19 protein-coding genes are annotated in these 19,906 nt (G+C 41.2%); 2 read left to right on the forward strand and 17 right to left on the reverse strand.

The window, feature by feature from the left end; genetic code table 11:
- Nucleotides 1–27: 27 nt before the first annotated feature.
- The 13 genes from dnaB to ppsA form a co-directional block, all read right to left on the reverse strand.
- Nucleotides 28–1,473 (reverse strand): replicative DNA helicase, encoded by a 1,446-nt coding sequence (gene dnaB, locus PTT44_RS13295; RefSeq protein ID WP_004696432.1) that lies wholly within the window; start codon nucleotides 1,471–1,473, stop codon nucleotides 28–30.
- Nucleotides 1,474–1,745: 272 nt separating this feature from the next.
- Complete coding sequence (gene rplI / locus PTT44_RS13300; RefSeq protein WP_004696433.1) at nucleotides 1,746–2,192, reverse strand: 50S ribosomal protein L9; 447 nt, start codon at nucleotides 2,190–2,192, stop codon at nucleotides 1,746–1,748.
- A gap of 9 nt (nucleotides 2,193–2,201) precedes the next feature.
- Complete coding sequence (gene rpsR / locus PTT44_RS13305; RefSeq protein WP_004278792.1) at nucleotides 2,202–2,429, reverse strand: 30S ribosomal protein S18; 228 nt, start codon at nucleotides 2,427–2,429, stop codon at nucleotides 2,202–2,204.
- Between the two features lie 11 nt (nucleotides 2,430–2,440).
- Nucleotides 2,441–2,827, reverse strand: a complete 387-nt coding sequence (gene rpsF / locus PTT44_RS13310; protein WP_004696436.1) for a 30S ribosomal protein S6 — start codon at nucleotides 2,825–2,827, stop codon at nucleotides 2,441–2,443.
- 144 nt (nucleotides 2,828–2,971) lie between these two features.
- The gene (locus PTT44_RS13315) at nucleotides 2,972–3,727 is read right to left on the reverse strand and encodes a DUF3142 domain-containing protein (protein ID WP_168158866.1); all 756 of its coding nucleotides are present in this window, start codon (nucleotides 3,725–3,727) and stop codon (nucleotides 2,972–2,974) included.
- 6 nt (nucleotides 3,728–3,733) lie between these two features.
- Nucleotides 3,734–5,842, reverse strand: a complete 2,109-nt coding sequence (locus PTT44_RS13320) for a hypothetical protein (RefSeq protein WP_168158865.1) — start codon at nucleotides 5,840–5,842, stop codon at nucleotides 3,734–3,736.
- A 111-nt stretch (nucleotides 5,843–5,953) separates the two neighbouring features.
- Entirely contained in the window at nucleotides 5,954–6,832 is an 879-nt protein-coding gene (gene cyoE, locus PTT44_RS13325) for a heme o synthase (RefSeq protein ID WP_004982036.1), read from the reverse strand.
- A 10-nt stretch (nucleotides 6,833–6,842) separates the two neighbouring features.
- On the reverse strand, nucleotides 6,843–7,172 hold the full coding sequence (locus tag PTT44_RS13330; protein WP_026056475.1) for a cytochrome o ubiquinol oxidase subunit IV: 330 nt from the start codon (nucleotides 7,170–7,172) through the stop codon (nucleotides 6,843–6,845).
- Complete coding sequence (gene cyoC, locus PTT44_RS13335) at nucleotides 7,169–7,789, reverse strand: cytochrome o ubiquinol oxidase subunit III (protein ID WP_004696446.1); 621 nt, start codon at nucleotides 7,787–7,789, stop codon at nucleotides 7,169–7,171. The genes PTT44_RS13330 and cyoC overlap by 4 nt, the downstream gene beginning before the upstream one ends.
- A gap of 4 nt (nucleotides 7,790–7,793) precedes the next feature.
- Nucleotides 7,794–9,782: a cytochrome o ubiquinol oxidase subunit I gene (gene cyoB / locus PTT44_RS13340; protein ID WP_004982033.1), complete on the reverse strand. Its 1,989-nt coding sequence runs from the start codon at nucleotides 9,780–9,782 to the stop codon at nucleotides 7,794–7,796.
- Nucleotides 9,783–9,785: 3 nt separating this feature from the next.
- Nucleotides 9,786–10,859, reverse strand: coding sequence for a ubiquinol oxidase subunit II (cyoA, locus tag PTT44_RS13345; RefSeq protein ID WP_004696450.1), 1,074 nt, complete (start codon nucleotides 10,857–10,859; stop codon nucleotides 9,786–9,788).
- Nucleotides 10,860–11,160: 301 nt separating this feature from the next.
- Entirely contained in the window at nucleotides 11,161–11,928 is a 768-nt protein-coding gene (locus tag PTT44_RS13350; RefSeq protein WP_168158864.1) for an RDD family protein, read from the reverse strand.
- Between the two features lie 343 nt (nucleotides 11,929–12,271).
- Nucleotides 12,272–14,650, reverse strand: a complete 2,379-nt coding sequence (ppsA, locus tag PTT44_RS13355) for a phosphoenolpyruvate synthase (protein WP_004982030.1) — start codon at nucleotides 14,648–14,650, stop codon at nucleotides 12,272–12,274.
- A 156-nt stretch (nucleotides 14,651–14,806) separates the two neighbouring features.
- Between ppsA and ppsR the strand changes: the two genes are divergently transcribed.
- Complete coding sequence (gene ppsR / locus PTT44_RS13360; RefSeq protein WP_005400687.1) at nucleotides 14,807–15,643, forward strand: posphoenolpyruvate synthetase regulatory kinase/phosphorylase PpsR; 837 nt, start codon at nucleotides 14,807–14,809, stop codon at nucleotides 15,641–15,643.
- A gap of 132 nt (nucleotides 15,644–15,775) precedes the next feature.
- Nucleotides 15,776–16,450 (forward strand): hypothetical protein, encoded by a 675-nt coding sequence (locus tag PTT44_RS13365; protein ID WP_171527530.1) that lies wholly within the window; start codon nucleotides 15,776–15,778, stop codon nucleotides 16,448–16,450.
- Nucleotides 16,451–16,484: 34 nt separating this feature from the next.
- Here PTT44_RS13365 and PTT44_RS13370 read toward each other — a convergent pair whose 3' ends face one another.
- The 4 genes from PTT44_RS13370 to PTT44_RS13385 form a co-directional block, all read right to left on the reverse strand.
- A complete protein-coding gene (locus PTT44_RS13370) occupies nucleotides 16,485–17,048 on the reverse strand; it encodes a flavoprotein (RefSeq protein ID WP_168158862.1) in 564 nt (187 codons plus the stop codon).
- A gap of 222 nt (nucleotides 17,049–17,270) precedes the next feature.
- On the reverse strand, nucleotides 17,271–18,272 hold the full coding sequence (locus PTT44_RS13375; RefSeq protein ID WP_168158861.1) for an LLM class flavin-dependent oxidoreductase: 1,002 nt from the start codon (nucleotides 18,270–18,272) through the stop codon (nucleotides 17,271–17,273).
- Between the two features lie 290 nt (nucleotides 18,273–18,562).
- Nucleotides 18,563–19,090: a hypothetical protein gene (locus PTT44_RS13380; protein WP_010327030.1), complete on the reverse strand. Its 528-nt coding sequence runs from the start codon at nucleotides 19,088–19,090 to the stop codon at nucleotides 18,563–18,565.
- A 224-nt stretch (nucleotides 19,091–19,314) separates the two neighbouring features.
- Nucleotides 19,315–19,740, reverse strand: a complete 426-nt coding sequence (locus PTT44_RS13385) for a glycine zipper domain-containing protein (RefSeq protein ID WP_004696467.1) — start codon at nucleotides 19,738–19,740, stop codon at nucleotides 19,315–19,317.
- Between the last annotated feature and the right edge of the window lie 166 nt (nucleotides 19,741–19,906).

Raw genomic sequence — 19,906 nt, forward strand, 5'->3', positions numbered from 1 at the left:
CATGGAAGGGCGATGATGAGGCTTTAATTATTCCTCATCATCGTACTGAGCATAAAACTCAGGGGATAAGTTACTAAAGCGGGTATATTGGCCTTCAAAAGCAAGTCGAACGGTACCAATAGGGCCGTTACGCTGCTTACCAATAATAATTTCGGCAGTGCCTGCTTCTTTGGATTCTTTGTTATAGACTTCATCACGGTAAATAAACATGATCAAGTCGGCGTCCTGCTCGATTGCACCAGATTCACGTAAGTCTGACATCACGGGACGCTTGTTGGGACGGTTCTCGAGGGAACGGTTAAGCTGCGATAGTGCAATCACAGGACACATCATTTCTTTGGCAAGAGCTTTTAAGCTTCGTGAAATTTCCGAAATCTCACCGACACGGTTATCACCCATGCCTGGTACTTTCATTAGCTGTAAGTAATCGACCATGATGCAGCCGAGTTTACCATCGTGCTGTTTGGCAATACGACGTGCACGTGCTCGAACTTCTGTAGGTGGAAGAGCAGAAGAGTCATCGATATAGAGCTTTTTCTCTTGCAGTTGCAAAATGGTGCCGGTCACTTTTGACCATTCATCACCATCGAGTTTACCTGAACGTAAATGTCCCTGATGGACTTTCCCGTAAGATGAAATTAAACGCATGGCGATGGAGTCGGCTGGCATTTCCATGGAGTAAACCAAGGCAGGTAAGTCATTATTAAACAGCACGCTTTCCACTAAATTCATGGCAAAAGTGGTTTTACCCATCGATGGACGCGCTGCAACAATAATCAAATCACCTGCTTGCATACCCGAAGTTTTATTGTCGAGTTCAAGAAAGCCTGTGGTTAAGCCTGTAATACTGCCTTCCATTTGCGACAGCTCATTCAGCTTATCAAAGACATCGGCCACAACTGTATTGATGGCTTTAGGCCCTTGAGCTTTGGCGTTGTTATTGTGTTGTTCTGCCAAGGAGAAAATATTGGTTTCGGCCAAATCTAAAATTTCACTGACGTTACGACCTTTGGTGTCATAGGCATTTTGTAAAATTTCAGAGCTAACCTTAATCATGCTACGCAAAGTTGAAAATTCTTTGATCTTGGTGGCATAGGTTTCCATGTTATAGAAACTAGACGGGGAGTCTGCCATCAATTGCATCAGGTACTCTTCACCACCAACCGCATCGAGTAGGTTTTGTGTGGTGAGCCAGTCATGCACTAAAACCGCATCATAAGGTGAGCTGTCTTTGGAGAGTTGCGCAATCGCGCGGAAAATATATTTATGGCGCGTCGCATAAAAGTCATTTTCAGTCAGTACATCGCCAACTTGTTCAAAGGATTCAGCAACCGTCATTAAAGCGGCAAGTACGGCTTGTTCCAATGCTAAGTTATGCGGAGGTGTACGGAACTCTTTCAGTTGCCCTGACTCATTCGGTTTATTGTCTTGTTTCGATGAGCTCTTTTGAGCAGTGGCATTCGCCTGTGACATATAACGCCCTGATTTTTAATACAGTAAGAGGGATAACTTAAGATAAATTTCACTGTAAATTTGGAAAAAATTACAGCCATTTAACTCTATGCACTTTATCAAAAAATGCAGCTGCTGTGTGCTGAATTCAAGGCTTATGGATAAAACCCATAACATTCAAATTTGGCATTTTGCGGGGCAGGCTGATGAAGTTTTAAGCTGAGTGAAGAAACTACTTTTTCATAGAGATAAAAAAAGAGCATGCAAAAGCATGCTCTTTTTTTTGCAAGAAATTACTCAGATACGATAGTAACGAGAACTTCAGCAACAACATCATGGTGCAATTGGATTGCGATGTTGAATTCGCCAGTGTGACGAAGTGCACCGTTCGGTAAACGAACTTCTGCACGGTCAACTTCAAGACCAGCATTTGTTAACGCGTCAGCGATATCACGAGTACCGATAGAACCGAATAGTTTACCTTCGTCACCAGCTTTCGCAGTGATTACGATGTTAACTTCGTCTAATTGGCTAGCACGTGCTTGAGCAGCAGCTAAAACATCAGCTTCAGCTTTCTCAAGTTCAGCGCGACGAGCTTCAAAAGCAGCAGTGTTAGCTTCAGTAGCAGCTACTGCTTGACCTTGAGGGATAAGGTAGTTGCGGCCGTAACCAGCTTTAACTGAAACTTTATCGCCTAATTTACCAAGGTTTTTAATGCGTTGTAATAAGATAATATCCACAGCTCAACCTCACTTATGATTGTCAGTGTAAGGGATCAAAGACAAGTAGCGAGCTTGTTTAATAGCAAGCGCTAATTGACGTTGGTAACGAGCTTTAGTACCTGTAATACGGCTAGGAACAATCTTGCCGTTTTCAGTGATGTACTGTTTTAAAGTGTCGATATCTTTGTAGTCGATGTACGTAACGTTCTCAGCTGTAAAGCGGCAGAACTTGCGACGACGGTAAAAACGTGCCATTGATGTTCTCCTTATGCTTCAGCAGAGTCTTGAGCTTGTTGTGCTTCTTCACGTTGAGCTTTACGCGCACGTTTTTCTTCAGCACTCTTAGCCAATAGTGACTCTTCAGTGATAGCGTTCTCACGACGGATGATAAGGCTACGAATAATTGCATCGTTGTAACGGAACAATTCTTCTAACTCATCAAGAGTAGTTTGACCACACTCAACATTCATAAGAATGTAGTGAGCTTTGTGGATCTTGTTGATTGGGTAAGCCAATTGACGACGGCCCCAGTCTTCAAGACGGTGAATTTGACCTTCAGCTTCTTTGATGTGAGTTAGGTAGCGTTCTACCATACCAACGACTTGATCGCTTTGATCAGGGTGTACTAAAAGTACGATTTCGTAATGACGCATTGTCAGCTCCTTACGGTTTAAACAGCCCCTAACAAAAAAGTTGTTAGAAGCAAGGAGTCACAACCTAGGTTGTGTCGCATTAGATGCGAAGGAGGAATTTTAGAGACTTTGCTCGCCAAATTCAAGAACTTCTCTTAAAAAGCCCTAATTATTTTGAGGTTTTGAGCGCAAAAGGAAGACGACATAGCCTTTAAAGTTTGTATCATTTTCAAGCTTTGATGGTTTATGCCACTGACCGTGTTGAACAATACCAATTTTATAAGGCAGTTTTAGTGCTGAAACTTTTTTTAGATAAGCTGCATAGTTGGGTAGGGTGGTTGAACCTTGATAAGTTTGAATGACCAACTCGTCGATGGTGTTATTCAGGAGGTTTAAAGTCTCCTGATTTGTCACATTGGTCCAGTCCATTAAACCCGTGATACTGAGTTGATAATGTTGAGGTAATTGTTTTCTTAATTGACTTAAGAATAGGGCATATTGGTGAATGTGTTTGGTTTTGGCATCGAAATCAATTTGTATGCCTTGAATATGATTCCCTGCATTTTCCCATTGCTGAACGCGTTTTAGAATGTGCGTAAGCTCTTGGCCATTCCAGTTTAAATGATAATTACGAAAAACCAGCCACACCTTTTGCTGAGGAATCGTTAAAACGCTTACACCTTGCGGCATGAGCTTAGAGTGATGTGTTTGGGAATCTAAACGGATCTCACCTTGTAAAATATAAAGTTCTTTAGCCGCTTTGAGGTAAGGGGCAGATGAAATATTGCCCCAAATCCAAAATGCATCATAGTCTTCGGCATTTACCTGACCAGATGTTGAAGCTGACTGACTCGGCTGACAAGCCATGATGCTGAGCATACAGATCAGCGTCATAACAACGGAAAAAATCTGCTTCAACATATAGTCTTACCAGTAATACTTTAAAGATTCTGCCCAAGAGGTACTTGGATAGTCGCGTTTAATGTGGTCGAACCATTGTTTACGGGTGGATTTTTCAACTTCTGCATCCTGACAGTCATTCATCCCGCTTGGTGAATAACACATGATTGAGCGATAAAGCGCATAAGCTTTTAAATCGGGTACAGAACTGGATTTGATGATGTCTTTATACACTTGGCCACGGGTAAAAATTGTACCTTGGAAGCTAGCAGTTTCTTTTTCTAAAGCGGTGACATAGCTTATGTTGTAGCCTTGAGTCGAGCGTGCATATTCGCCCAAACAAAGTCGGAGCTTTAAATCTTGAGGTGAATTTTCAAGTTTTTGAGTCAGGCTGAATAAATCAGGGCATTGCATTTGTGGCGTGATTTTTGTTCCTGCCCAGATGAAATCACTAAGGGGCGGTTGGTTTTTATAATATTTATATGTTTCTGAGTCATATTTATACTTCGCGGCATCTTGTGGTAGCAGTACAAAGGCTTGATTAAACAGTTTAAAGTTTTGATGCACCAATGATTTTTGCAAAGTTTTATATAAGGCTAAATTTTTTTGATCTGTATTTGATGCTTTGCTCTGTACAATTTGCATTAAGCTTTTTTCATTGGCTTCATTTTCAATAAAGCTTTTTTGCAATGCACCTTGTTTGATTTTAGCATTTGAACCGATGAATACGTTTGCACTTTGCTGCTGAGCATAATGTGGATACAACATCAGCTCAAATAAGCCACGTTGTTCAACTCCTTTCGATTGACTAAGCCAACCTTCCCAATATTGCTGCGCATTTTGAGTTTGTCCAAGTTTTTCTAAAATACGACCTTTTAATAATATTTGACTGAGTTGAAGGTAACTATTAATTGAAGTAGAGGAATGTTCTGGCAAATATTTTAAAGCTTCGGCTGGTTTGTTCTGCACAAAGAATAAGTGATTGGCTTGTAGGTGTTGGAACAGTTCTGGCTGACTCTTAAATAGTGTTTTTTGGTTGTTGAGTTCAGACCAGCTTAAGACCTTATCTTCTGCCGATGTTACCTGACGCATTTGCATTAAATCTGAAATGGTCAGAAAGAAGGGATCTTTTAAATTTTTTGCATTGAATGAGCGGCTTTGAAAAACATGGCGATCCATTTCAAAGACTAGATTATCGAGTTCTAAATTATAGTATTTGGAATCGGGATGATTGATTTGCCATGCGAGTTCGTTGGTCAGGAGTTCGGTATTTCCACTCAGCCAATAACAACGACGTAGTAAGCCGCGTGCACTTGCCGCATATTTTCCCTCAGGAAAGCGTTTGAAGTAGGTAGTAATATGCTCATAGGTATTTTTGAGTAAAGTCTGATCTACTTTATCGGTTGTTAAGTCGCCATATTTACCGACACCTGACTGATAGCTTTCATTGAGGCTGCTACGGATCAACATATATTGTGATGTTTCTTTGATCCAAGGCTGATCAACCGTAGTTAAAACTGAGTAAATTTTAGTAGCTATGGAAAAGTTACTGTTGTAAAAGGCAATGGTAGCATTTAAATAAGACGCATACTGACGTGCTTGTAGAGACCAGTTTGGATTGACTTGGATGAGAGCAAGATCACGGTCACAGGCCGAGATATTTTGTCTTTCTTGAATCAGTAAATCTTTTTCCGTTTTGCTGAGATTTTTGTCAGCTCTCACCTGCTGGGTAAATTGATCTGCACCATTGTCTAGACTACTGCAATGTTCTTGGTAGGGTGTTTTTTCATTGCTCGGTTTTAATCGGGCATTCGGTCGTTTATTGGTTACGCTTTCAAACAATGTTTTAGCTGCAAATGGTACGTTGCTATATTCAGTTTCCCAAAGCGGACCATTTGGCTGATTAAAATTCAATTTGGCCAAGCCCATGTCGCTCAGAAGTAAAAGCATATTGGTTTGATTGTCATTGGCGGGCGTGAGCGCAGGCAAATTGTCACAGGCTGTATAGACATTGGTTTGAATGTTGGTCGATGGGTAGCAAGAAACATCGAAACCAGAAAAACTGTGTGTGCTATAAGCAAGAGTGATAGGGAAGAGACTAATAAAAATAGATTTTTTAAAAAATTGTGATGGCATTTTGATTGCATAGCATGAGTTATTGTTGTGTCTGCTATGGTAACAACTTAAAGACTAGACTTAAATATTGAATAAGTTGAAATAAAAAAGATAGAGAGAACTCTATCTTTTTTAAAACAGCGGCAAATGTGGCGCAGGTGAGACATAGCTAAAACTAAAACTAAAACTTAATGCAGTAATTAAAATTACTGAATATAAGAAATAGCGTTTTGCCCAAACCTGATCATTTTCAGCTTTAAAACCAATGATTGATAAATATACCCAATAAGCACAGAGTGCGTTAAAGGTGATAAGAAAAAACATATTGGTATAGCCAAAACAATACAAACCATTTAACACCGCAGCAAACAGCAAGACATAAATCAAGCTTTCAACTTTCGTGCGGAAAATTGAACGTGCTACAGGTAAAATTGGAATGCCTGCATTTTTATAGTCGTCAAAGCGGTATACCGCAATTCCCCATGAATGAGGCATTTGCCAAAGTGCATATGCTAAGAAAAGCAACAATGCGGCAACATCAAATTCATTGGTCACAGCTGTATAGCCGATCACTGGTGGACTAGCACCAGAAATACTTCCAATCACGGTTTGGTGAATGGATGTGCGTTTGCTCCATAGACTATAAAAAATCACATAAACCACAAAACCAAGTACAGCAAAGCCAAAGGCATAAGCATTAACAAAGAACCAGAGTAGGGCGAAACCTAATATTCCAAGCGCGGCAGAAAATGCCAAAGCAACGGAAGGACTGATGGTTTTTTTAACTAATGCACGGTTCATCGTCCGTTCCATCTTTTGATCAATATCTTGATCAATGACGTTATTGACGACACAGCCAGAAGCAACAACCAGTGTTGTACCGAGTAGGGTGATGAGAAGGAGGAGGAAATCTACAGACCCCTGAGCGGCTAAAAAGAAGCCGCCCAGAGTGGTAACGAAGTTACCAAAGAGAATTCCTGGTTTAGTCAGGAATAAATACTTTTTCAACATGACGATCAGTTTAGATCATCATGTTGTAGTGTAAGTAGTTCATAATCCATACAGAGCCGACTAGAAGTACAGCAATACAAAGTACTGTATAGATAAATGCAATCACGTTCCAACGTTGCTCTGAAGATGAGTTCATGTGCAAGAAGTAAACTAATTGAACTAGAACCTGAGCAACCGCTGTAATTGCGATAACAGCCATAACAATACCGCGGCCAAAACCACCAGCCATTACCATACCGAATGGAATTACGGTCAGGATAACTGAAAGGATAAAGCCGATCGTGTATTGCTTGGTGTTACCGTGTGAAGCACCAGCTGAGTTATGATCGTGACTCATTATAGAACTCCCATTAAGTAAACTACGCTGAATACACAGATCCAAACGATGTCAAGGAAGTGCCAGAACAAGCTTAGGCAAGCAAGACGACGAGTGTTTGGAAGAGTCAAACCATTTTTCTTGATCTGAATCATCAAAATGATCATCCATACCAAACCTGAAGTTACGTGAATACCGTGCGTACCTACTAAAGTAAAGAACGACGATAAAAACGCACTTACGCTTGGACCATGGCCAGCATGAACTAAGTGATTAAACTCATATAGTTCCATACCGATGAATGAAGCACCGAATAACCAAGTGATCGCTAACCAAGTTAAAACTTGGTTGACGTTCTTTTTGTATGCAGCAAGAACCGCAAAACCAAAAGTTACAGAAGAGATCAAGAGAGCGAAAGTTTCAGTTAAAACGAAACCTAAAGACTCACCGAATAATTCTTTTGCACTTGGTGTGCCCATAGGCACATGGCTACTTAAAACAGCGAATGCAATGAAGAGTGTACCGAATAGAATCAAGTCACTCATCAAATAAGTCCAAAAACCAAAGACGGTGATGTCAGTATCATCGTGGTGATGATGCTCATCATGTCCGTGGTTTTCGTGATGAAGTACGTCAGCCATTGTCTTAGTCCTTCTTCAAATGTTTTTCAAGAATCGCGTAACGTTCATTTTCAATACGCTCAACTTCAGCAGCAGGAACATAGTAGTCCACTTTCTTCGTAAACGAAGATGCGATGAAGCTGATAATAGCAGCGATGAACATCACAACAACTAACCACCAGATATGCCAGATTAAACCAAAGCCCATAACAGTAATGAACATGGCAATCACAACACCAGCAGCACGATTCGTTGGCATATGAATGTCTTCGTATGAAGTAGGTTTCGCATATGCTACGCCATTCTCTTTGTCATTCCAGAACGTATCAATACCATTGATTGTTGGAAGGTGAGCAAAGTTGTAGAACGGAGCAGGAGACGAAGTCGCCCATTCAAGTGTACGACCATCCCATGGATCGCCTGTAAGGTCGAGGTTATCGTTGCGTTGTAAGTAACCAACAACAATCTGCATAACGAAACATGCAATACCAATCGCGACTAACACAGAACCGAAGAATGCAATAGCAATGTACGGATCCCATTCAGGGTTGTCATATGTATTCAAACGACGAGTCATACCCATGAAACCAAGGATATAAAGTGGCATGAATGCGAAGTAGAAACCGAAGAACCAGAACCAGAACGCAGCTTTACCCCATGCTTCATTGAGCTTCCAACCAAACATTTTCGGCCAGTAGAAAATGATGCCGGCAAACATACCAAACACCACACCACCGATAATTACGTTATGGAAGTGAGCAATCAAGAACAATGAGTTGTGTACAAGGAAGTCCGCAGGTGGAACCGCCATTAATACACCAGTTAAACCGCCAATACCGAATGTTACAAGGAAGCCAAGCGTCCATAACATAGGAGTAGTGAAGGTGATACGACCCTTATACATTGTGAATAACCAAGAGAAGATTTTCACACCTGTAGGAATCGCAATAACCATGGTCATGATACCAAAGAACGCATTCACGTTCGCACCAGCACCCATGGTGAAGAAGTGGTGAAGCCATACTACGAACGCAAGTACTGTGATCGCAATTGTTGCATACACCATTGATTTGTAACCGAACAACGTTTTACGAGAGAACGTTGATACAACTTCAGAGTAAATACCAAATGCTGGTAATACTAAGATGTAAACTTCTGGGTGACCCCATGTCCAAATCAAGTTTACATACAACATTGGGCTACCACCCATGTCATTTGTAAAGAAGTGGAAACCGAAGTAACGGTCAAGCGTTAACATTGCAATTGTTGCTGTTAACACTGGGAATGACGCAATGATCAATACAGCTGTACACAAAGATGTCCAAGTAAAGATCGGCATGTCCATAAGTGACATACCAGGCGCGCGCATTTTAATGATGGTAACGAAGAAGTTAACACCCGTTAATAGCGTACCTAAACCTGAAATCTGAAGTGCCCAGATATAGTAGTCCACACCCACGCCTGGAGAGTATTCGATACCTGAAAGAGGAGGATAAGCCATCCAACCTGTTGCAGCGAATTCACCAATTGCAAGAGATGCCATCATTAAGCCTGCAGCACCAGCAAATAACCAGAAGCTTAGAGAGTTTAATAATGGGAAGGCAACGTCACGTGCACCAATTTGAAGTGGTACAGAGATGTTCATTAAGCCAACAACTAGACCCATTGCTACGAAGAAGATCATGATTACACCGTGTGCGGTGAAGATCTGATCGTAGTGTTCTGGGTGTAAATAACCTTCACCGCCACCTTTTGCAAGGAACAGTTGAAGACGCATCATGATCGCATCGGCGAAACCACGCAAAAGCATGATGATCGATACGAAAAGATACATGATACCAATTTTTTTATGGTCGACTGATGTGAACCATTCGTTCCACAAGTAGCCCCATTTTTTAAAGTAGGTAATACCAGCAACAACTGCGATACCACCTAAGATCATCATTGCAACTGTGACCAGTACAATTGGATCGTGCGGAATAACGTCCGGACCTAACTTACCTAAGAAGCTCATGTCTTATTCCCCTACAACTGATGAAGCAGGTTCAACAGCGGCATGTGCTTCAGATGAAGCAGCCCCGTGAGCACCCGCAGTCGCTGAGTGATCAGCACCGTGATAGTTGCTCATATATTTGCTGATGACTGACTTAAACAAGCCTTCCTCTACAGAAGAGTAGTAAGTCACAGGGTGTGGCTTAGTTGGATAAGGCTTCATTGCCTCAGCAGCAGCCTTCTCTTCAGGAGTTTTTGCTTTTGAAATCAAAACTTCAATTTGGTGTTTACCACGGTTACCGTCACGTAAAGACTCAAATTCAGCTTGATCTAAAATTGTTTTTTGTACAGCTTTAGGATTAATGCTTGTACCGTTACCTGCTTTAACTGCAGCAACCCATTCAGCGAATTGAGCGTCAGTTACAGAGTGAGCACGGAAGCGCATTTGCGAGAAGCCGTAGCCTGAATAGTTCGAAGAGAAACCGCGGTAGCCTTCAGCTGGGCTAGTTCCATCTGCTAACAAATTCAAGTGCGTTTGCATGCCTGCCATTGCATAAATTTGACCACCTAACGCAGGGATGAAGAAAGAGTTCATCGTGAAGTTAGAGGTAATTTTAAGTGCAACTGGAGTTTTTTCAGGGAAACGAATTTCGTTAACCGTCGCAATGTTAAGATCAGGGTAAATGAAGATCCATTTAAACTGTTCTGCAATGACTTGAATATTTACAGGTGCTTTATCAGATTCGAGTGGGCGGTAAGGGTCATACTTGTGTGAACCCCACCAAGTTAACCAAGCCAGAATACCAATAATAATGACAGGAATACCCCAAACTACAATTTCAATTGCAGTAGAGTGTGCCCATGTAGGTTTATAGTCTGCATCTTTATTCGACGCGCGATATTTCCAACCAAACCATAATGCCATTACGACTGATGGAATAACCACCAATAGCATTAAATAGATCGCAGTCATCATTAAGTCAGATTGACCTTGTGCAACTGGACCTTTTGAGTTTAGAAGTACCATATCACCACCACACCCCGTTAAGAGCGCGGCGATCGCAGATAAAGACAATACAGCTAAAATCGTTTGTCTCATTTTACAACCTCGGTGAAGAGTCCCATTCCCTAATAAAATTGGGATAGCGATTAAAGTGTCGCATGATTGAAAAGTTTCTTTTTAAGTCTAAAAACACTTCTCAATCATAAGACACCGCTACGTTGTAGGGCATTATGCCTCATATCGACAAACTAAGCTATACGTAAAGATGCTTTAAATGACTGTTATAAAAACTGATTTTTTCACTCGGAATTTTATAATTTCTTTATGGATTTATTTTGAATATCAATAAACTGCGGAAAACTGAGGTGCGCCAAACCTCAGCTTAAATATGGTCAAATTACTGCTTAATGACCTTGGTTTTTGCCAGCTTATCGTGCAAAGTTTGACGCTTTGCAGTTAAACCAAAGACGTGATCGGCGATGGTAATAAACGGCATGAACAGCATATTGAGCACAATAAAGACAACACTGCGTAATGTGAATACACGTAAAAGGCTGACTTTTTCGTTGGTTTGAACGTCTACAATTTTAATTTTAGTGATTTTTTTGCCAATACTTTGACCATTTTTTGCTAAGAAAAAGGCCTGAATACCGAGCATAATCAGAAGGTAAATGCCCATGGTGGTCCATGCTTCAGTTGGAATCAAACTGAACAGTTGTGCTTGCAGCTCACTGGCCTGAGTTGCTGTGGTGGCCGCTTGCATTTTTTGCTGAATTTCAGTCAGTTCACCAAATTTATCTGCTTGTAAAAAGAACGAGGGGATAGCAGCGGCAGGGAGCCAAAGAAGTAAATCAATGACTTTGGCTAAGACACGTGTGCCTATTGATGCCAGTTCCGGTTGAGCAACTTTCGCCGCTGTACGGTTTGGTTGTGAAAATTGATTTGGCGTATGCATTGGCTCAGGAATAGGGGGCTGAGGTTGATAACCTACAGGTTCATACGCCAGTTTTCCTTGGGTGAGTTCACCTAAAGCTTTCCATTCAGGCATACCCTGATGCCAAACTAAATCCGTCAATAAAACTTGTTGGCTTGCGAGCATCTGATTCAACTGCTCTAAGGTATATGGACCGGCTTGTTGATTATTTCGTGCCAAGTAAATCTGCATATAAACTTAATCTCAAAATATAAATTGGGATATTCAAATAATAAATGTATTTGTTTCAGATGAAAAACAAATAAAAAATCTATGATAAAACATGCGGATAGTCTAGAGAATTTCAAGCTGAAATTAACCAAAACTACACAAAATGCAGGACAGTGTAGCAAGGATTATGCTGCTTCTTCTAGCTTTATCGTAATGCGATCTCTTCTCAATCAAGATGTTGATGCATGAGTATCAAACTTAGTCTAAGTTTTTGTATAAAAACGTTTGTTTCAATGCGGATACGTTGAAAGAGTGGTGATAAAAAAAGACCCATGAAAGGGTCTTTTTTTATCACATCAAAAAGTTAAGCTTTTTGAACTTTTTCTTCAGCAAGGAAGAACCAAGTGTCTAATACTGAGTCAGGGTTAAGTGATACAGATTCGATACCTTGTTCCATAAGCCACTGCGCAAGATCTGGGTGATCTGATGGGCCTTGACCACAGATACCCACATATTTACCTGCTTTACGGCATGCATGAATTGCCATAGAAAGGAGTGCTTTTACAGCTGGATCACGTTCATCAAATAAGTGAGATACAATACCAGAGTCACGGTCTAGACCAAGCGTTAACTGAGTTAAGTCGTTTGAACCGATAGAGAAGCCATCGAAGTGTTCAAGGAACTGTTCAGCCAATAATGCGTTTGTTGGTAACTCACACATCATGATCACTTTTAGACCATTTTCACCACGTTTCAAACCATTTAACGCCAATAATTCAATTACACGTTTCGCTTCATGTACAGTACGTACGAAAGGAATCATGATTTGAATATTGGTTAAGCCCATTTCGTCACGTGCTTTTTTCAACGCGCGGCATTCTAATTCGAAACAGTCACGGAAGTTGTCAGACACATAACGGCTTGCACCACGGAAGCCCAACATTGGGTTTTCTTCTTCAGGTTCGTATAACTTACCACCGATCAAGTTTGCATATTCATTTGACTTAAAGTCAGACATACGAACGATCACAGGTTTGTCTGCAAATGCTGCAGCAAGGGTAGAAATACCTTCAACCAGTTTTTCAACATAGAATTCGATTGGAGATGCATAACCCGCAGTACGTGCCATTACCGCAGCACGTGTTTCACGTGGCAAGCTGTCAATGTTCAACAATGCTTTAGGGTGGACACCGATCATACGGTTAATGATGAACTCAAGACGTGCAAGGCCAATCCCTTCATTTGGAATTTGTGCAAAGTCAAATGCGCGGTCAGGGTTACCGACATTCATCATTACTTTGAACGGAAGCTCTGGCATAGATTCGATTGAATTGGTTTGAATTTCGAAATCTAAAGAACCTTCGTAGATGAAACCTGTATCACCTTCTGCACATGAAACAGTTACTTCTTGGCCGTCTACTAGAACTTCAGTTGCATTACCACAACCGACAATTGCTGGAACACCCAGTTCACGTGCAATAATCGCTGCGTGACAAGTACGACCACCACGGTTAGTGACAATTGCAGCGGCACGTTTCATCACTGGTTCCCAGTCTGGGTCAGTCATGTCAGAAACCAGTACATCACCGTCTTGTACTTTGTCCATTTCTTTAATAGACGTAACAATGCGTACTTTACCAGAACCGATACGTTGACCGATTGAACGGCCTTCACAAATCACTGTGCCTTTTTGCTTCAAAAGGTAGCGTTCCATGGTACCGACGTTTTCACGGCTCTTCACTGTTTCAGGGCGCGCTTGAACGATATAAATTTGACCGTCATCGCCATCTTTTGCCCACTCGATGTCCATTGGAGAACCATAATGGTTTTCAATAATCAGCGCTTGTTTTGCAAGTTCTTGCAGTTCGTGGTCGTTTAATGCGAATTGTTGACGCTCTTGTTTTTCAACATCAACCACAACAACTGATTTACCTGCAGATGCTTCTTCGCCATAAATCATTTTTTGGTGTTTAGAACCCAGATTACGACGGAGTACAGCGTGCTTGCCTGCATTTAAAAGAGGTTTAGAAAGGTAGAATTCGTCAGGGTTTACAGCACCTTGAACAACCATTTCACCCAAACCATAAGATGCAGTGATGAAGACTACGTCACGGAAACCTGATTCAGTGTCGAGTGTAAACATTACACCTGCTGCACCAGTTTCAGAGCGAACCATACGCTGAATACCAGCAGATAAAGCCACAACATCATGCGCAAAGTTTTGGTGTACGCGGTAAGAAATTGCACGGTCGTTATACAGTGATGCAAAGACTTCTTTGATCGCGATCAATACGTTGTCGATACCGCGAATGTTTAAGAAGGTTTCTTGTTGCCCTGCAAAAGAAGCATCTGGTAAATCTTCTGCTGTCGCAGAAGAACGAACGGCAACCGCGATGTCTGGGTTGCCGTTTGAAAGCTCTGCAAATGCTTTACGAACTTCTTGTTCAAGTTCTGCCGTAAGTGGAGTATCTACAATCCATTGGCGAATTTTCGCGCCTGTTTCAGCAAGAGCATTTACATCATCAACATTGAGGACTTTTAACTCTGCATTGATTTTAGCGTTTAGGCCACTTTGCTCGAGAAATTCACGATATGCTTGAGCTGTAGTAGCAAAGCCACCTGGTACAGATACACCTGCATTTGATAGGTGGCTGATCATTTCACCTAAAGATGAGTTTTTCCCACCTACAAGTTCAACGTCGTGTTTCCCTAATTTTTCTAGACCAATTACGCGCGCTTCCAAAGTTGTTACTCCACTTTTGCAGTATTTAATCACTATCTTGGCATCAGATTATAACAAATCTACTTAGCTTTTTGATTTTACTAAGCGACAGTCATGTAAGATCGGTTTACTATAAAGATTATATAGCACTAAGACAAATTTTTGAGGAGAATTTTAATGTCGGGAAGTAAACAATTTAAGCGGAGTGTTTTTTTTGTATCTGATGGTACTGCAATTACCGCTGAAACCCTTGGGCACTCGCTATTGGCGCAGTTTCCAAATGTTGACTTTGACATTCATATTATTCCTTATATTAGCTCTGAAGAAGCTGCTACAAATGTGGTTGCTGAGATCAATTTAAGGGCACAACAAGACGGACAAAAGCCACTGGTTTTTGACACTTTAGTCGACCCGTACGTGCGTGACATCATTAATACTGCAAATGCTATAAATCTTGATGTATTTGAAGGGCTTATTAGTAAATTGTCTGAAGAGTTAGGAACACCGCCTACAACTTTAGTCGGACAGACCCATGCGGTGACCGATTCGGAGTCTTATAAAGCACGTATTGATGCGGTGCATTTTGCTTTAGATAACGATGACGGTGCACGTACACGCCACTATGACAAGGCTGACCTGATTCTGATTGGGGTGTCACGTTCGGGTAAAACACCGACGTCAATTTATTTGTCATTACAGTTTGGGATTCGTGTTGCAAACTATCCTTTAACTGAAGAAGACTTAGATGACAACCGTTTACCTGCGGTACTTCGCGCGCATAAACAGAAGCTTTTTGGTTTGATGATTGATGCGGAGCGTCTTGTTGCTATTCGCTCTGAACGTAAAGCCAATAGCCGTTATGCAAGCTTCAGCCAGTGTCAAATGGAGCTTCGCGCAATTGAAGGGATTTATATCTCTGAAGGGATTAAATACTTAAATGTCTCGGAAATGTCGATTGAAGAAATTTCAACTCGTGTACTCCAAATGACGGGTTTAAAACGTCGCATTGGTTGATATTGTCATTACATTATAAAGCGTCATATTGGTGATGCTTTATAATGTTGATCAATATAAAAATACAGATTAGATCAAATGAAAATAATATCAAAATGCCTATTAGGTGTATTTTGTTTTGCGCATTTTAATATGGCTTTATATGCGCAAAATATATCAATTCAGCAGGCTGAGCAGGCGATTGATCAAAAATATGCAGCGCTAGATTTTTATGCAGTGAATCAACAGATCGAAAATGATGTGGTTGATTTAATCCGTGAAAATGCAGAAAGTTATGCTTATTCTTTCCCCAAATTGACTGAAAATCTTAGACTAAAGATTAATGCCTCACCGGATCAACTGCTTAAATTCTATACCTTTGATGTAGGCGGTGGCGGTACTATGGGTGAATTTTCATCCTATGTGCAGATGAAATCGAGCAAGTCCACTAAACTTCAGCCTTTAGAAACAGGCTATATTTTAAAGATTGACCAAGTAAAATTGGGTACACAGCCGATTTATCTGATTCAAAGTTATTACAAAGGCGATAGCTGTCACGGTCTCTATCAAATTCAAGCCTTTAAAATACACGCCCAAGCTTTGACAGCAACACCAGTTTTCCAGACCAAGAAAAAGCAGTTAAGTTCGATTGAAGTAGATTATGACTGTCATTATGACGAAGAGCGGCGCGGTTCATATATCCGTGTTTCAAAAGACTTAAACAAGATTGATATCACTTTATTAGATCAAAACAGCCGCCCGACTGGAAAGTACTTACGTTATCAGCGCTCAAATACAGGCTATCAGTATACAGGTGTGACGAAATAAACAGTGGGTAAGTAGGAAACTTACCCTATTATGGTTAATGGCTATAGGTGGTAATGATCACATCGACTGGATATTCGGCGCCATCTAAACTTTGAATGTCATGTTCTCGAATTTTGACTATTGGCCAAGTGATTAGCTTACAGTTGTCGCGCTGTAGGGCATGATAATAATGATCGGACTTAAAAAATTTAAGTTTATCGGCAGCGGAGTTAGGTTTGAGTTGGTGTCTAAGCCATGGGTCTTGAACTTGGGTTTCTAAAAAGCGTAGAGCCAGTAGGCATTTGATGCGTGTATTAAATAGACGTCGGTTCTTAATAACCAGTGGATGTTGGATTAAGCGTTGAATTCCGCGTTCCGTTTTCGGCAAGATGAATTGAGGTGCGTTTTGAAAAACATAGACTGATTGAGCGACCTGACAAATCGACTCGAGGGCTGTTACTGTATGTTGGTTAGTGCCAATAATTGCGACACGTTGCTCAGCAAAAGTATGTTGTTTAATTTCTGAAGCAGCAATCAGTTGCCCTTTAAAATGCTGAAAATACTCGGGATGGTTTTGAAATAAACCAGATCCATTGTCTGTTGAATGCAAATTGACCATGCTCGATCCTTAATTTTTTTTATCGTCTTTCCTTAATTTATTATTTTTAGTGCTTTTGCTCTAAAAAGGCAAAGTGATAAATTGTCTGAGCAGTCACGCTAACTTTAGTCTAGACATAGCAGCAGTTTTTGCAGGGTTTTGAGGATCTTTTAGTTATTCATTTATGCACGTCGCCTTATGGGTATGCATTAATACGCATAAGGCGATTAGCTTCATTTGTACTTAGCTATTTTTGATCTGCATGAGACGTTCAAAATTTTCTAAACGTTTGTCCGTGTCATAGATGTCACAGGTGAAAATAAACTCGTCGACATCATATTCCAAAAGAAGCTGTTTCAAGCCTTCTTTTATCGTGCCATTGGAACCGATTTGCGCCATGGCATAAAAACTATCTACCGACATTTTTTCCGCAGGTGACCATAGACCGTCCATGCTGGCAATTGGTGCTTTTAACTTTAAACTTTGACCGCGCATGAGACCTAAAACTCGTTGGTAGGCACTGGTCGCTAGATACACAGCTTCAGCATCGGTTTCAGCAACGACCGTCGGGACACCCATAGATACATAAGGTTTGGATAAATATTCAGAGGGTTCAAAGTTTTCACGATAGAGCTGAATCGCTTGTTTTAGCATACGCGGTGCAAAGTGTGATGCAAAAGAGTAGGGAAGACCGAGTCTTGCTGCCAGTTGTGCACTAAATAAACTTGAACCGAGTAGCCATACAGGCACATGTGTCCCTTGCCCTGGAGTTGCAATGATGCGTTGATTTGGCTCAGCGTCTTTAAAGTAATGCAGAATTTCTAGGACATCTTGTGGGAACTGATCTTCAGTTTCTTGACGGCCACGACGAAGTGCACGCATGGTCATTTGGTCTGTACCCGGTGCTCGACCTAAACCTAATTCGATCCGGTTTGGATAGAGTGTCGCAAGCGTACCGAATTGCTCCGCTACAATCAGTGGGGCATGGTTTGGGAGCATAATACCGCCAGAGCCCACTTTTAAAGTTGAGGTATTCGCGAGTAAATAGCCGAGTAGCACCGCAGTTGCAGAGCTGGCAATACCATCCATATTATGATGTTCCGCAAGCCAGAGTCGGCTATAGCCTAAACGCTCAGCTTGTTGGGCCAATTTTAAGCTATGCTGTAGGGTGAGTTGTACAGTTTGATCTTCGCGGACAGGAGCTAATTCTAAAATAGAAAATTGAGTCTCGGACAACGTGCGCATTCTACTTCTCAGTTTTGCTTTATATATCGAAATAATACGATATAACTGTTATTTTGTATATCGATTTTATTCGATATTCTGGTTGTTTTATATAAGATGTTGATTTAAAAATGAAACAAAATTTATATTCAACATTGTTGAACAGCACCAGCCACATATACGTTTAAAACCAAAGTGGTAAGCTGCTGCATTCAGTAGAAACGATGCAGTGTCTTTTTTGAGTGTCGGTTGTGAGATAAATAAAAAGCACCCGAAGGTGCTTTTTATTTGAAAATGTTTTATGGGGATGCTTAACGTTTCCCGTTTTTGTACCAGCCTAAGTGACGGCCATTGTCACCACGGTAGTTGCGACCATTATATTTATAATTGCTGTTACGGTAGCCGCGGCTGTCATAACGACGATCATAACGGTCGTCGTAACGGCGGTCATATTCATCATCGTAACGACGGTCTTCAGAGACTTTTTTACCTAGAACTGCGCCACCCGCTGAACCTAGACCTGCACCAATATACCCACCATTGGTACCGCCCATGTTTTTACCTACGGTATAACCACCAGCACCACCGAGTGCTCCACCAATGATTGCACCATTACGGTCACGTTTGTTGGCTGAAGCAGCTGCACCTGCACCACCACCAATGGCAGAACCAATCATCGCGCCTGTTTGTCCACCCATTTGGTTACCAATCGCGGCACCGACAACACCACCCAACGCAGAAGTCAGTGCGGTATTGGTTGTATTACCTGCATATGTTGTGGTCATCGTTAATGCTGAAGCTGCAATTACGGTACTCATTAAAATTGATTTAATTTTCATTTTTAAACTCCTAAGAGCATGTCTATTTTGTCTTGATTTCACTTTAGCGAAACAAGTTGGAAGAATAATGAAGAGAAACTTTATCGAAACCGTTGCTTTGGTAAGTGCTGTGTAACGACTCTTCGTATTTTCTACCAGTTTGGCTGATGTGTTGTTGCGTCTAAATCTGTGCCATAAAAAAGCACCCGAAGGTGCTTTCAATGACATCTTTACGATGCAGCTAATTAATGGTGTTTATGTTTTTTCTTCCATTTTTTACCATGGTAAGAATCATATTGTTTGTCTTTTGAAATCTTGTTGCCGAGTGCTGCACCGCCCGCTGCACCTAGTGCAGAACCCACGTAGCCACCATTGGTGCCACCCATGCTTTTACCTACGGTATAGCCCGCACCACCACCGATTGCACCGCCAATAGCAGATTCAGTACGATGACGTTTGTCACTTGCAACTGCTGCACCACCTGCACCACCGAGTGCTGCACCAATGGTTGCACCAGTTGTGCCACCCATGTTTTTACCAATTGCTGTCCCTGCAACACTACCTAAAGCACTGGCTGCTGCAACGCGAGTTGTGCTGTCTGCATACGCAGTTGCAGTAAACATAGATGCCGTTGCTAATGTTGCTGACATTAAGAGTGTATTAAGTTTCATGTGTTTCTCCATGTCCAACATTGGTTGAACTGTCTTACTTTTTTCGATGTGGCTAATGTAACAAAAAGATTCCAGTTAATTGTGGAGAGTTAAAACTAAATTGAAACCCGTTGGTTTCTTGTTTGTATCAGTTTTATTACAAATGTGAATAAGCAGAATGAAATTT

This window comes from Acinetobacter sp. Gutcm_16, from assembly GCF_028649355.1.
Classification (GTDB): Bacteria; Pseudomonadota; Gammaproteobacteria; order Pseudomonadales; family Moraxellaceae; genus Acinetobacter; species Acinetobacter johnsonii.